The organism is Georgenia sp. M64, from assembly GCF_038049925.1.
GTDB lineage: Bacteria > Actinomycetota > Actinomycetes > Actinomycetales > Actinomycetaceae > Georgenia.
In genome coordinates, this window is sequence record NZ_CP145809.1 from 1324966 (window position 1) to 1339567 (window position 14602).

9 protein-coding genes are annotated in these 14602 nt (G+C 70.6%); 8 read left to right on the forward strand and 1 reads right to left on the reverse strand.

Going from position 1 to position 14602, the window contains the following annotated elements:
• The first annotated feature begins 2 nt into the window (after nt 1-2).
• The 8 genes from AAEM63_RS05975 (at nt 3) to AAEM63_RS06010 (ending at nt 11151) form a co-directional block, all read left to right on the forward strand.
• Nucleotides 3-1328 (forward strand): cysteine desulfurase, encoded by a 1326-nt coding sequence (locus tag AAEM63_RS05975; RefSeq protein WP_341360712.1) that lies wholly within the window; start codon nt 3-5, stop codon nt 1326-1328.
• A complete protein-coding gene (gene sufU, locus AAEM63_RS05980; protein WP_341360713.1) occupies nt 1321-1809 on the forward strand; it encodes a Fe-S cluster assembly sulfur transfer protein SufU in 489 nt (162 codons plus the stop codon). The genes AAEM63_RS05975 and sufU overlap by 8 nt, the downstream gene beginning before the upstream one ends.
• Entirely contained in the window at nt 1806-2153 is a 348-nt protein-coding gene (locus tag AAEM63_RS05985) for a metal-sulfur cluster assembly factor (RefSeq protein ID WP_123917943.1), read from the forward strand. Before sufU ends, AAEM63_RS05985 begins: the two co-directional genes overlap by 4 nt.
• Nucleotides 2154-2401: 248 nt before the next feature.
• Nucleotides 2402-3721, forward strand: a complete 1320-nt coding sequence (locus AAEM63_RS05990) for a site-specific integrase (protein ID WP_341360714.1) — start codon at nt 2402-2404, stop codon at nt 3719-3721.
• Between the two features lie 30 nt (nt 3722-3751).
• Entirely contained in the window at nt 3752-3964 is a 213-nt protein-coding gene (locus AAEM63_RS05995; protein WP_341360715.1) for a DNA-binding protein, read from the forward strand.
• Nucleotides 3965-4788: 824 nt separating this feature from the next.
• Entirely contained in the window at nt 4789-8343 is a 3555-nt protein-coding gene (mobF, locus tag AAEM63_RS06000; RefSeq protein ID WP_341360716.1) for a MobF family relaxase, read from the forward strand.
• Between the two features lie 810 nt (nt 8344-9153).
• Entirely contained in the window at nt 9154-9813 is a 660-nt protein-coding gene (locus AAEM63_RS06005) for a TetR/AcrR family transcriptional regulator (protein ID WP_341360717.1), read from the forward strand.
• Nucleotides 9814-10152: 339 nt separating this feature from the next.
• Nucleotides 10153-11151 carry an IS481 family transposase gene (locus tag AAEM63_RS06010; protein ID WP_341360718.1) on the forward strand — a complete coding sequence of 333 codons (999 nt, stop codon included), beginning with the start codon at nt 10153-10155 and terminating at the stop codon, nt 11149-11151.
• A gap of 318 nt (nt 11152-11469) precedes the next feature.
• Here AAEM63_RS06010 and AAEM63_RS06015 read toward each other — a convergent pair whose 3' ends face one another.
• On the reverse strand, nt 11470-14577 hold the full coding sequence (locus tag AAEM63_RS06015; protein WP_341360719.1) for an efflux RND transporter permease subunit: 3108 nt from the start codon (nt 14575-14577) through the stop codon (nt 11470-11472).
• Nucleotides 14578-14602: the final 25 nt, after the last annotated feature.

Here is a 14602-nt window from a genome sequence, read left to right on the forward strand (position 1 = left end):
CCATGACAGCCGGGACCTCCCTGGCCGGCCGTGAGGCCGCCGGCCCCGCCCGCTCCCTGAGCGCGGCGGAGCTGGCGGCCGTCCGCGCCGACTTCCCGGTGCTCGGGCGCACCGTGCGCGAGCGCCCGCTCGTCTACCTCGACAGCGCCGCGACCGCGCAGAAGCCGCAGTGCGTCATCGACGCCGAGACCGAGTTCTACGAGCGGCACAACGCCGCCGTCCACCGCGGTGCGCACGCCCTCGCCGAGGAGGCCACCGAGGCCTTCGAGGGCGCCCGGGCCGCCGTCGCGGCGTTCGTCGGGGCCGACCCCGACGAGATCGTGTGGACCAAGAACGCCACCGAGGCGCTCAACGTCGTCACCTACGCCATCTCCAACGCCTCGCTCGGCCGCGGGGGAGAGGCCGCCCGGCGCCTCGCCGTGGGGCCCGGGGACGAGATCGTCGTCACCGAGGCCGAGCACCACGCCAACCTCGTGCCGTGGCAGGAGCTGTGCGCCCGCACCGGGGCGACCCTGCGCTGGATCGGGCTGACCGACGACGGGCGGCTCGACCCGGCCACCTACGGCGTCATCACCGAGCGGACGAGGGTCGTGGCGCTGACCCACGCCTCCAACGTCACCGGCGCCGTGAGCCCCGTGGGCGACGTCGTCGCCCTCGCCCGGGCGGTCGGCGCACTGGTCGTCCTCGACGCCTGCCAGTCCGTCCCGCACCTGCCGGTCGACCTGCGGGCCCTCGACGTCGACCTCGCCGCCTTCTCCGGGCACAAGATGCTCGGCCCCACCGGGGTCGGTGTCCTCTACGGCCGGCGCGAGCTCCTCGCCGCCATGCCGCCGGTCCTCACCGGCGGGTCGATGGTGCAGGTCGTGACGATGGAGTCCTCGACGTACGCCGAGGCCCCGGCGCGGTTCGAGGCCGGCACGCAGATGGTCGCCCAGGCCGTCGGGCTCGGCGCCGCCGCGGGCTACCTCGCCGAGCTGGGCATGGCCGCCGTCGCCGAGCACGAGGCCGGGCTCACCCGGCTGCTGCTCGACGGCGTCGCGTCCGTCCCCGGGGTGCGTGTCATCGGGCCCGCCGACGCCGCCGACCGGCTCGCCGTCGTCTCCTTCACCGTCGACGGCGTGCACCCGCACGACGTCGGGCAGCTCCTCGACGACTCCGGCATCGCCGTGCGGGTCGGGCACCACTGCGCCCAGCCCGTCCACCGCCGGCTCGGGGTGCCCTCCAGCGCCCGGGCCTCGGCCGGGGTGTACACCACCGCCGAGGAGATCGAGATCTTCGTCGAGGCCCTCGGGCGGGTCCGTCACTTCTTCGGGGTGGACCATGGCTGACGCGATGGAGCAGCTCTACCAGCAGGTCATCCTCGACCACTCGCGCGCCCGGCACGGCACGGGGGAGATCGAGCCCTTCGACGGCCAGTCCTTCCAGGTCAACCCCACCTGCGGGGACGAGGTGACCCTGCGCGTGCGCATGGACCACTCCACCTCGACCCCGCGCATCGCCGAGGTCGGCTGGGTCGGACAGGGCTGCTCGATCTCCCAGGCCTCGCTGTCCATCCTCACCGGGCTGGTCACCGGCCAGGACGTGGCCACCACCGACCGGCTGGGCGAGACCTTCCGCGACCTCATGCACGGTCGCGGCGTCCCGCTCGAGCCCGAGCGGCAGGAGTCCCTCGAGGACGCCGCCGCCCTCACCGGGGTGGCGCGCTACCCCGCCCGCATCAAGTGCGCGCTGCTGGGCTGGATGGCCCTGCGCGACGCGCTCGCCCACGCCCTGACGGCCGAGCCGTCCACCCAGAAGGAGGACTCATGACCGAGACCACCAACCCCACGGCGGCCGGCCCGTCGCCCACCACCGCCGCGGACGTCGAGGAGGCCCTGCGCGACGTCATCGACCCCGAGCTCGGCATCAACGTCGTCGACCTGGGCCTCGTCTACGGCGTCACCGTGGACCAGAACAACGAGGCGATCATCGACATGACGCTGACCTCGGCGGCCTGCCCGCTGACCGACGTCATCGAGGACCAGGCCGCCGTGGCGCTCGAGGGCCTCGTCACCGGTCAGCGGATCAACTGGGTCTGGATGCCGCCGTGGGGCCCGGAGAAGATCACCCCCATCGGCCGCGAGCAGCTGAGGGCGCTCGGCTTCAACGTCTGAGATTTTTCGCGGTGTCCCGCTGATCGCCAGATCAGCGGAGATGCCGCCTGACCTGCGACGACAGACTTTTCCGTCGAGGACCCAGGTGGACTGAAAGGCCCTCTCAGGGCACGTCATTCCCCCACAGTTCCCCCACGGATTTCAGTCCGTCTGCGCAGGCCGGAGCCCAGATCGTCGGCGCTGTCGGGTGTGCGATTCCCCCACCAGAGGAGGTCCGGGCGGGACACCTGATGGGTGGAGGCACACCCATGACCGAGAAGCAAGGACGAAAGCGGACCTTCGGCGAGCTGGAGCGACGCAGGAGCCAGCAGGCTGGAGCGGTCACCGGCTGGCGCGCCCGCTACACCGGGCCCGACCTGATGCGCCACTCGCGCAACTTCGGCGACAAGATGGCCGCCGAGGCCTGGCTCAACGCCGAGCGGCTCCTGATCGACCGCGACCTGTGGACCCCACCGCGCGACCGGGAGCGCCGCGCGCGGCTGGCTGCCCAGCGCGGGATCACGTTCGCCGAGTGGGCGGAGCGATCGATCGCCGGCAAACAGCTGCGCCCCTCGACCCGCTATCGGTACGAGCAGACACTGCGCAGACGCGTGCTGCCCGATCTCGGAGACATCCCGCTGCGGGACCTGTCGCGGCTGGACATCACCAACTGGTACACAAAGATGCGGGCGCAGCTGGCCGCCGAGGCCAGGGCCGCACAGCGCAGAGGCGAAGGTCGTGGCGCGGCGTTCTCCGCCTACCAGGTGCTGTCCTCGGTGCTGAACGACGCCGTCGACCACGACCTCCTTGAAACCTCGCCGGCCCGCGTCAAGGGGGCACTGCGGTACGACGCCGTCCACGAGCCCGTGGTGCTGACACCGGAGCAGATGTGGACGTTGCACGAGCTGATGCCGGACTACCTGGCAGCACTGGTGCCGTTGGCGGCGACCACCGGGCTGCGTCACGGTGAGCTGCGGGCATTGCGGCGCCGGCACCTAGACCTGGACGACCCGGCACGCGCCGTCGTGCAGGTACGGGGGACCGCGGCCAACAACCGGGTCCGTGGCAGGTTCAACGAGATCGGAGAACCCAAGACGAAGGCATCCCGGAGGGACGTCGCCATCCCGTCGTTCGTCGTGCCGATCCTGCAGGCTCACCTCGAGAAGCACGCACAGCCCGGTGACGACGGCTTCGTCTTCGTCGGACGGAAAGGCGCGGTGCTGCACGCGTCCGTCGTCGAGTCGAACTGGCAGACCGTGCGCCAGCAGCTGGGACTGGACGACCTACACATCCACGACCTGCGGCACACGGCGCTGACGTGGGCCGCCCGTTCGGGTGCGACGTTGGCTGAGCTCATGGCGATCGCGGGCCACAAGAACCCCACCATCGCGCTGCGCTATCAGCACATCGGTGACGAGGAACGTCGCCACGCCATCGCGGAGAAGGTGGGGGCCGCCTTCACCGACGAGCTCGCCCAGCGGCGTGCTCGGCGTGCGACGGGCGTCGAAGGGGTTACGCGGTCGGTGGGCTCAGGCGGACAGGGAGGGCCCGAAGGGGCAGGGGCGCACACCTCAGATGTGACGGAGTGACGGTGCGGTCCACACCACCAGGAGCAGCAGATGAGCACGAACCGGCGGGCGACCACGCGGGTGCCGAGCGGCAAGCTCGTCGCGCTCTCCGACGCCGCAGCAGAGTTCAGCGTCTGCACCAAGACGATCCGGCGACGCATCGCCGACGGCACGGTCACCGGGTACAAGGTCGGTCGCGTCATCCGGGTCGACCTCGAGGAGCTCCGCCGGGCGCTCGTCATCAAGATCCCGACGACGCGGTGAAAGTGGCGCCCGGCGTCTCGTCTTTCAGGGTCACGCGGCAGCACCCGCCCCGGTGCCCACCGAAATGTCGAGTCACTCGCTCCTCCTGACAGCAGCAACGACGAGAAGCGAACGCCGGACGTGGTGGTGAAAGGAGTCCTCACCACCGCTCTCTTCCCCCGAGGTGCCGTCTTCACCGAAGCGCACCTAACCCGGGGATGCTGGCCGCGTCTGCGGTCGTGACGAGTCGTCACCACCGCTCACTTCACCCGAGGTGCCGGCTCCACTGAAACGGGTCGTCTGCGCGGCGGCGGCGTGTCCGCGGTCGTGAGGAGTCCTCACCACCGCTCTCTTCCCCCGCGGTTGCCGTGGTCGGCGTGTATCGCGTTGCCGGCGTCCGGCTCACGTGTGTGATCGCGGGTTGCATGGGTCTTACTCTCGCGTGGGTGCGTTGCCGAGAACGTACGGGGGCATGACCCCGTACGCACCCCGTACGCACCCCGTACGCACCATGGCGGGACATATCGGCCCAGGTCAGGGTGCGTACGGGGAGAAGGTCGGCGTGAGTTGGCGACCTGACCTAAGTTCCCTCCTCTCTTCGCGCCCTGTGGTAGCTCGTCGACCAGCGCGCCCATGCCGGCGACAGCGTCCGGGAAGGGCTGTTCGACTATCAGGTGTGCCCACGACGCCAGAGGCCAAGCCACCGCGTCTCCGGACGTCCGGGGCCGACCGAAGACACGGTGACGGAGTCGACCCCCCGCTGGACGCCTACGGGTCTTCGGCCACTCGGTCGGGGTGGTTCGAGACGGCCCGTGGTTGCGGTCTCCACACCTCTGGCACCCGAGGTGGATTGGGTCGCGCACCTGGTGGGTGTGACGGTCTCGATGCGGGTGGTCTCGGCGGGCAAGGGGTACGGGTATCTGCTCCGCTCGGTGGTGCAGGGAGACGGCGACGCCGTCCAGGCGGCCGGGTTTACGCGGTACTTCACCGAGGCGGGTACCCCGCCGGGGGTGTGGCTGGGCAACGGGGTGGTGTTCTTCGGGGCTGGGGAGCTGCGCCCGGGGATGGCGGTGACACCGGAGCAGCTGCAGACGCTGTTGGGGCGCGGGAGCGACCCGGTCACCGGGGCGAGCCTGGGCCGGCCGTTCCGGGAGTACCCGAGCGTGGCGGAGCGGACCGCGGCGCTGACCGCGCGGGTGGACCGGGCCCTGCCGGCGGGGGAGTTCGACGCCGAGGTGACCCGCATCCGGGCCGAGCAGTACGCGCGCGGATCGCAGACCGCGACGGCGGGGTTCGATCTGACGTTCTCGGTGCCGAAGTCGGTGTCGGTGCTGTGGGGTCTGGCGGACGCGAACACTAAGGAGTTGATCGTCGAGGCCCATCACGCCGCCGTCGCGCAGGTGCTCGACCTGTTCGAGCGGGAGGTTGCGGCCACCCGCACCGGGCACGCCGGGATCGGACAGGTGCCGGTCGTCGGTGTCGCCGCGACGGCGTATGACCATTGGGACTCGCGGGCGAACGACCCGCAGCTCCACACCCACGTGGTGGTGTCGAACAAGGTGATGGCCGCCCATGACGGGCGGTGGCGGACCCTGGACTCGCGGGCGGTCCACCACGCGATCGTCGCCTTGTCTGAGCACTACAACGCCGTCCTCGCGGACCGGCTCACGGGCACGTTCGGGCTGTCGTGGGAGCGGCGCCAGCGGGGCGAGGACCGCACCGGCCAGTGGGAGATCCAAGGTGTCGGCGAAGACCTGATCGCCGCGTTCTCCAGCCGGGCCCGGGCCATCGACGTCGCGACCGACGCGAGGATCGCCGCCTACGTGGCCGAGCACGGGCACCGCCCCACGGACAGGCGGATCGTACGGCTGCGCGCGGAGGCCACCCTGGACACCCGCCCCGAGAAGTCCATCCGGGCACTTGCCGAGCTGACGGCCGAGTGGCGGGCACGCGCGCGGGACCTGGTGGGCGGCGACCCCACCGTGTGGGCACGCACCCTCACCACCACCCGTGAGCCAGCGCGGGCGCTGACCGGGGAGTCGGTGCCGATGTTCCTGATTGACCAGGCCGCCGCCGATGTCGTGGATGGCGTGTCGGAGCGGCGGTCGACCTGGCGGCACTGGAACCTGTGGGCCGAGGCCTCGCGCCGCACGATGGCCTGGCGCTTCGCCACCGCCGCGGACCGCGAACAGGCGGTCGCGCTCATCACCGACGCCGCCATCCGGCGGTCGGTCCCGCTCACCCCGGCCGACGTCGCATCCACCCCGGCGGGGATGCGGTGGGGTGACGGCACCAGCACCCTGCGGCCCCGGCACTCGACGTACTACTCGAGCTTGCGGCTGCTCGGCGCGGAGGACCGGCTGCTCGCCCTGGCCGAGGACCGCGACGCGGCGCTCGTCGCCCCGCAACACATCGTCGAGGCCGTGCCGGGCGGCCGGGGTGACGGTGTGGTGGTCGACGGGGAGCAGGCCGCCGCCCTCGCCAACGTCCTCACGTCGGGGCGGCGCCTGGACCTGTTGGTTGGTCCGGCCGGGACCGGGAAGTCCACTGCGATGGCCGGCCTGGCCGGTGCCTGGACCGAGGTGCACGGGCCCGGGTCGGTGGTGGGGATGGCGCCGTCGGCGGCCGCCGCGCAGGTGCTCGCCGAGGACATCGGGATCGGGTGCGACAACACCGCCAAGTGGGTGTACGACCACCGGCGCGGTAGGGCGGACTTCCGCCCGGGCGAGCTCGTCATCCTGGACGAGGCCACCCTGGCCTCTACCCGCACCCTGGAGGTTATCGTCACCCGCGCCGCCGAGGTGGGGGCGAAGGTCGTGCTCGTCGGGGACCCGGCGCAGCTGCAGTCCGTCGACGCCGGCGGCGCGTTCAACATGCTCACCGCGGTCCGCGGCGGCGACCTGGCCCGGCTGGTGGAGGTGCGGCGCTTCGTCCACGTCTGGGAGAAAGACGCCTCCCTCGGCCTGCGCGACGGCGACCCGACCGCGATCGACGCCTACGACAGCCATGGCCGGATCGTCGAGGGGACCACCGAGGCGATGATCGACGCCGCCTACCAGGCGTGGCAGCACGACCTGCAGACGGGGGTATCGTCCATTCTGGTGACCGAGGCCGCGGAGTCCGTGCGGCAGCTCAACGAGCGCGCCCGCGCCGAACGCATCCAGTCGGGCTTGACGTCCACACGGGGCGAGGTGGGGCTGCGCGAGGAGGCCCGCGCATCCGTGGGCGATGTGGTCATCACGCGCCGAAACGACCGCCGCCTGCACACCGGCCCCGGCACCTGGGTCCGTAACGGCGACCGGTGGACCGTCACCCACGTCGGACCAGGCGGCACACTCGATGTCTGCCTGCTCGGCGGGGGCGCGAGGGTGAGGCTGCCGGCCGGGTACGTCGCCCGGCACGTCGACCTCGGCTACGCCGTCACCGCCCACCGCGCCCAGGGCCTGACGGTCGACACCGCCCACGTCGTCGTCTCGCCGTCGACGACCCGGGAGAACCTGTACGTGTCCATGACCCGCGGCCGCCACGCCAACACCGCCTACGTCGCCCTCGACCAGCCCGACCCCCTCCACGCCACTCCAGCCGAGGCCGGCACCTCCGCGCGGACCGTGTTGTTCGGGGTGCTCAACCACTCCGGGTTCGAGCTCTCCGCACACCAGACTATCACCGCCGAGCAAGAGAAGTGGACCGGCATCGCCCAGCTCGCCGCCGAGTACGAGACCATCGCCACCACCGCCCAACACGACCGCTGGACCCGGCTCGTCACCGACACCCTCACCCGCGCCGGCGGGCTCACCCCGGCCGAGACCGCCCAGGTCACCTCCTCGGAGACCTTTGCCGTCCTCACCGCAGAGCTGCGCCGCGCCGAAGCCCACCACCACGACCTCGACACCCTCCTCCCACGCCTGGCCGCCCAACGCACCCTGCTCGACGCCGACGACATCGCCGCCGTCCTCACCACCCGCCTCGCCCGAGCCACCCGCCGACCCGCACCCGGCACGACCCCGGACCTCATCGCCGGACTCATCCCCGCCGCGAACGGGCCGCTGCCCACCGACGCCGCCCGCGCCCTGACCGAACGCCGCCAACTCATCGAGACCCGCGCCCGCACCCTCGCAGAGGCCGCCATCCGCGACCGGGCACCCTGGGTGGGGCGCATCGGTGACCGGCCGCACAGTGCCGGCGACCGCGAACGTTGGCTGGCCGAGGTCGCCGTCGTCGCCGCCTACCGCGACCGACACGCCATCACCAACCCCGCTCCGCTCGGCTCCTCGCCCCACACTCTCGCCCAGGAACGCGACCGGCGGCGAGCGGCTGACGCCCTGCGCCGCGCCCAGGGCATCGTCCAACGGCGCACGAGCGGCGCCGCCAGGGTGCGAACCCACGCACGCAGCCTCTAGGACGGTCCAGGCCCTCGTCCGAACCTCGCGAGTACCCAGCCGGGTAGAACAGAACGGTCCGCCGCAGAGTCTCGTCCGGGCCTGCGACCCTTGGCCGTTGCCCTGTTGGGCTGCGGCACAGCCCGGCTCGGTGATCCACGGCCGGTACGTCGGGCGGTGCCCGGCCCGCCAGGGGCCTCGGCCTGCGCGACCGTGGGCGGGATGGTCGGCTCGGCCCCGGTGCACCACGGGGCCTTGGCCTGCGCGACCGTGGGCGGGATGGTGGGCTCGGCCCCGGTGCACCACGGGGCCTTGGCCTGCGCGACCGTGGGCGGGATGGTCGGCTCGGCCCCGGTGGGCCACGACGCGGGAGCGGATCACGTCCGCGCACCCCTTGCCGTTACCGCGCTTGACCCACTCGTCCACCTTGGGAAGGTACCCGTCGATCATTCGCGGCCGGCATCCCTCAGGTCGAACCTCCTCGTAGTGCTCGAAGACCTCGAGCGAATCTCCGGAGGGACGCCTACGTCGGAGCGACACGACCCGTCCATGGCCACAGACGCGGAGAGCAACTGTCCGTCACCAGGGAAGTACGTATCCGTTTGCAAGAAGGTCGGCATGTCCCGCCAGCTGCAGACGACACGGACGCTGGCCCCGAGCACCGCCGCCGTGTCGCTCACACCGTGGTTTTGGACCTTTTCCACCTATAGCGGGTCATACTGAGAGCCACCGTCGCGCCAAGTGGAGGCGGCTGGGAGAGCACTACCACCCGAGAATGAGGTGTGTGGCTCTCGAGCCAGGATATTACGGTCTAGTGAGAGGGCGGGAGCGATGACACTTCTCCCTGACGACTCGCCGCCAGCCCGCCGCGGCCCCGGGCGTCCACGGCACGCCGACACCGAAGAACGCGCTTACCGGTCCGCCCTCGAGCTGTTCGGCCAGAGGGGCTGGGCAGGACTCAGTCTGGACGCCGTCGCCCAGCACGCTGGAGTCGGAAAGTCGTCGATCTACCTGCGGTGGAAGGACAAGCGCGAGTTGCTCCTGGACGCAGTTCGCGACTTCGAGACCCGGCACGTCAACCCGGCGGACCCGTCGCTCCCGATCCGCGACTACCTCGTCGAATACGCGGTCGCCCGGGCGGCCCTCTTTCTGGGCGAGCAGGGGGCCACCATGGCGGCGATCATCTCGGCTGCGGTGGCAAATCCAGAGGAGTACGCCGACATCCAGAACGAGAGCCTTAACCGAGGGGTGCTCGCTCTGATGGGCCGGCTCGAGCAGGCCGTCGCCGAAGGTGAGATGCCCATCGGTACATCCTCTGCCCAGTTCCTGGAAGCGCTCGAAGGGGCGATCGTCTTCCACACGATCATCGCGCCTGGCCGCCCATCCAAAGACCAGATCGCCCAGACCTTGCCGCAGTACGTCACTGAGCTCGTCGACTGGTTGCTCCGCGGACTGCCGCAGCGACGGAGCTCTGATCCGCCGGCGTGGTGAGCGTGGCCGCAGAAGTAGATGGAACCCCTTGTCAGAAGGCAACCCTGGCGCCGTCCTGATCCGGTCGCCCGGAAGGGCAGTCTCGGAGGCGAACCGGTCTGGACCGGTCCGGGGGCTGGTGGAGGACCGTGGTCGAGGCCAACGGGTGAACCGAACTCGGGCAGGCCCGTCCACCGCGGTAGACGCCGTACTCGCACCGCGGTGGAGACGCCGTACACGCTCTAGCTGTACTGACCCGGGAGGTTGTGGACACGTCGGCGTGCCTGTTGTGAACGAGTGAGGACCTCCGGGTAGGTGTGGAGCTGTCGAAGGCATCTACACCGAACCCAGGAGGTCCTCGTGTCCCACGCTAACGCCCCGCTGACCCCGACGGGTCGTCTGCGCCTGGCCCGGTGCGTCGTGGAGGAGGGCTGGCCGTTGCGCCGGGCGGCGGAACGCTTTGGGGTCTCGGTGACCTGCGCGCAGCGGTGGGCCACGCGCTACCGCGAGCTCGGCGAGGCCGGCATGGTCGACCGGTCGAGCCGGCCCCGGCAGTGTCCGCACCGCACCCGGGTCCGCACCGAGCACCGGGTGATCGGGCTGCGGGTGAGCCGGCGGTGGGGCCCGCACCGGATCGCGTACCACCTGGGTCTGAACGTCTCCACGGTCCACCGGATCCTGATCCGGTACGCCTGCCCGCCGCTGCGCTGGACCGACCCGGCCACCGGTGCCCCGGTCCGGGCCCAGCGCCGCAAGGTCGTGCGCTACGAGCACGAGGCGCCCGGCGACCTGGTCCATGTCGACATCAAGAAGCTCGGCCGCATCCCCGACGGCGGCGGACACCGCGTCCTCGGCCGGGCTGCCGGGAGGCGCAACAACCACAAGCACGACGTCGGCGGCGGTCGGGCCCTGGGCTACGCCTACCTCCACCACGCCGTCGACGATCACTCCCGGGTGGTCTACTCCGAGATCCTGACCGACGAGACGAAGGAGACCGTCACCGCCTTCATGACCCGCGCGCTGGAGCACTTCACCGCGAGCGGGGTCACGGTGGCCAGGGTGATGACGGACAACGGCTCGGCGTACCGCTCGAACGTCTTCAACACCCTGCTCGGCAAGGCCGGGATCACCCACAAGTACACCCGCCCCTACCGGCCCCAGACCAACGGCAAGGTCGAACGGTTCAACCGGATCCTGCTCGAGGAGTGGGCCTACGCCCGCCCCTACACCTCAGAGGCCGAACGCACCGCCGCCTACCCCGACTTCCTCCATCACTACAATCACCACCGCGGCCACACCGCCCTCAAAGGCGCCTCACCCGCCGACCGCGTACCCAACCTGGCGGGGCAGTACATCTAGCTCGCCGAGCCAGTCCAAGCCGGGCAACGCGTCGGGGGCGGGCCTCCACGATCGGAGTCCCTATGCGTCGCCGGATGAACACACATACCCATCCGCGGCGGGGGCCGGCCCCATGACGTCAGGTCGGTCACCCGCCACTGAATCCCGCCCGTAGCGCACGGTATTTGAAGTCCACCTGTACTTCTTGGAGAGGTCGTCAAGCACCGTCGCGGTCGCTCCGCCGTGGCGATGCGCGGCGCCCGGGGCGACGACGTTCATGCGATTCCCATCGGTCACTTCGGCTTCCTCCCACCCGGTGAGACTTCGGCATGGCCACGGTCAGGCCGGGAGGGTACCCCGGCGGCGGCCGCGCCGCTCACGCAGGGCCGTGCTGGCGCGTTCGGTCAAGTTGTACAGGACTGGGACGAGCACCAGCGTCAGAAGGGTGGAGGTGGTCAGTCCGCCGATGACCACCAGTGCCAGCGGCTGGGAGATGAACACGCTGCCGCCTGTCAGTCCCAGTGCCATCGGGGTCAGGGCACCGATGGTCGCCGCCGCCGTCATCAGGATCGGCCGCAGCCGGTAGCGGGAGCCTTCGATCACCGCGTTGAGGACACTCAGGCCCTGCTCGCGGTTCTGGTTGATCAGATCGATGAGCACGATCGCGTTGGTGACGACGATGCCGACGAGCATGAGCAGCCCGATCATCGACGGCACACCCAGAGGTGTGCCGGTGAGGAGCAGCAATGCCACCGCGCCGGTGGCGGCGAACGGCACCGACACCAGGAGTATGACCGGCTGAAGCAGGGAGCGGAACGTGGCGACCATCACCAGGTAGACGATGGCGATGGATGCCAGCAGCGCGAGATAGAGGTCGTCGAACGCGGACTGCTGCTCCGCGCTGACGCCCGCGATCTCGGCTTCTGCGCCCTCGGGCAGGTCGAGGGCGTCGAGCTGTTCCTGCAGCCTGGTGGTGATCCCTCCAAGGTTCTGATCGGTCGCGGTGGCGGTCACCGTGGCGGTGCGCACCCCATCCTGGCGGGTGAGGTTGGTGGGCTGCTGGACCTCGCTCACCTCTGCGACCTGCCCCAGGGGGACGATCCCGGTGGCGGTGGGGATCGCGGTGGCGCGCAGTGCCTGTACGTCGGCGGGCGCCTGGCCCAGGAGCATCACGACGTCGGTCGTGCGTCCGCCGATGTCCGCCTGACCGATCGGCGCACCGCGCAGCAGCCCAGCCATCGCCTGCCCGATCTCGCTCTCACTCGTGCCGGCCTGGACGGCCGCCTCACGGTCAACCTGGATCTGGAGGGCTGGTGCGTCCGAGGCCAGGTTGTTCACGACGTCGGTCGTACCGCGGACGTCCGCCATGGCAACGGCGACCAGGTCTGCGGCCTCGCGAAGGGTCTGGTCGTCGACGGCGCGGACCACGACCTCTACCGGGGGCAGCCCGAACCCGGCCTGGCCGGTGGTCACGGTGAGCTCGCCGGCATCGTCCAGGTCCGTGATCGCGGCACGAAGATCCTGCTCGACGCGGGCCTGGTCGGCGTCCAGGTCGGTGGTGATCGAGAAGGTGGCCGTGTTGGACCCCCCGCCGCCACCCAGGAAGGCGGTCTCCAGTCCGTCTCCACCCGAGCCGACGGTCACCTGGTACGTCTCGACCCCCTCCAGATCAGCAATGACGTCCTCGACCTTCCGTGCGGCGGCGTCGGTGACTTCCAGACTGGTCCCGGCCGGCAGCTGCTGGTTGACGCTGAGGGTGTTCTGCCCCGCGTCGCCGATGAAGTTGGTTTCCAGCCGCGGTGCGGCTGCGACGGTCCCGCCGAGCACGGCGGTCGCGATGACCAAGGTGATCACCGGGTGGGCAAGCGCTCCCCGAAGCACTGGCAGGTAGCTGCGCTGGAGGAGTCCGCGGCGTTCTCGCTGCTCGACCCGGTCTCGGTCCACAGCGGTGCGCGCGTGGTCGGCCGGGGCGCGCAGGAACCAGTAGGCCAGCACCGGGATGATGGTCAAGGAGACGAGCAGCGAGGCCAGTAGCGCCACAGCGACGGTGAAGGCGAAGGGCCGGAACAGCTCACCGACCTGACCTCCGACGATCCCGATCGGCACGAACACCGCCGCGGTCGTGATCGTGGACGATGTCACGGCGCCGGCGACCTCACGCACCGCGGCCAGGATCGCCTGCGCCTTGGCCTCCCCGTAACCGAGGTGGCGTTTGATGTTCTCGATCACGACGATGGAGTCGTCCACGACCCGCCCGACCGCGACCGTCAGTGCCCCGAGGGTCAGGATGTTCAGCGAGTATCCACCGACCAACAGCCCGGTCATCGCAATGAGCAACGACAGCGGGATCGATATCGCCGTGACCAGCGTGGACCGGAGCGACAGCAGGAAGAGCATGATCACGATCACTGCGAAGATCAGACCGAGGAGGCCCTCGGTGCTCAGGTCCTCGATGGACTTCTCGATGAACGGTGCCTGGTCGAAAACCACGTCGACCGCAGCACCTTCACCCAGCGCCGCCTCCATCCCCGGGATCAGATTCCGCACGTCGTGGGAGACGCTGACGGTGTTGCCGTCCGGAGTCTTGGTGATCGCCAGGGCGATGCTCGCCTGACCGTTCGTCCGCGCATACGAGGTGGCGGCGACCGCCGCCTGCTCGACCGTAGCCACGTCGCCCAGCGCGACCGGTGCACCGGAGGGGTTGGCGGCGGGCAGCGCGATCGCGGCGATGTCCTGCACCGAGGAGAGCCGCTCGCCCACCACCACGTTCAGGCTGCGCTGCCCGTCGGTGACCGTGCCGGCCGGGATGACCACACCATTGGCTTGCAGTGCCGAGCTCACAGCGTCGAAACCGATTCCCGCGGCCGCCATGGCAGCCGGATCCGGGACGACCTCCACGCGCATCTCCCGCGCACCGGACAGGGTGACCTCACGCAATCCCTCCACCCCGCGCAACTGCGGAAGGATCTCTTCCTCCACCCGGGTCACGAGCTCCTGCTCGTCCAGCTCCGGGGCAGCCACCGCCAGCTGCACCACCGGAAGCTGGTCGATGCTCCCGGTGATCACCGACGGTGTGACTTCAGCGGGAAGACCGCTGCCCGCGCCGGAAACGGCCTGTTCCAGGTCCTGCTGGGCAGCCTCCATGTCCGTGCCGTAGGCCAGTTCCACCGACACGACCGACAGGCTGTTGCTGCTGGTCGACTCGGTCCCCTCCAGACCCTCCACACCGCTGACGGCGCCCTCCACCACCTCGGTCACCTGCCGCTCGACCACGTCCGGCGCAGCACCCGGAAGAGGCGTCACCACCACTGCGAGCGGGACCTCCAAGGACGGAATGAGCTCCTGCTTCAGCGACGTGGTGGAAAAGACCCCCGCCACGATGAGGATCAGCGTGGCCAACGCCACCACAGCGCGGTTGGCGAGGCTCAGGCGGGCAAGGCGAGTCATAGGGATCTCCCGTATAGTCGGTTCG

Coding starts and splice junctions, on each gene's coding strand:
- sufU (WP_341360713.1), top strand. CDS start 1,321: ATGGCTGACGCGATGGAGCAGCTCTACCAGCAGGTCATCCTCGACCAC.
- AAEM63_RS05995 (WP_341360715.1), top strand. CDS start 3,752: ATGAGCACGAACCGGCGGGCGACCACGCGGGTGCCGAGCGGCAAGCTC.
- AAEM63_RS06005 (WP_341360717.1), top strand. CDS start 9,154: ATGACACTTCTCCCTGACGACTCGCCGCCAGCCCGCCGCGGCCCCGGG.
- AAEM63_RS06015 (WP_341360719.1), bottom strand. CDS start 14,577: ATGACTCGCCTTGCCCGCCTGAGCCTCGCCAACCGCGCTGTGGTGGCG.
- AAEM63_RS05990 (WP_341360714.1), top strand. CDS start 2,402: ATGACCGAGAAGCAAGGACGAAAGCGGACCTTCGGCGAGCTGGAGCGA.
- AAEM63_RS05975 (WP_341360712.1), top strand. CDS start 3: ATGACAGCCGGGACCTCCCTGGCCGGCCGTGAGGCCGCCGGCCCCGCC.
- AAEM63_RS05985 (WP_123917943.1), top strand. CDS start 1,806: ATGACCGAGACCACCAACCCCACGGCGGCCGGCCCGTCGCCCACCACC.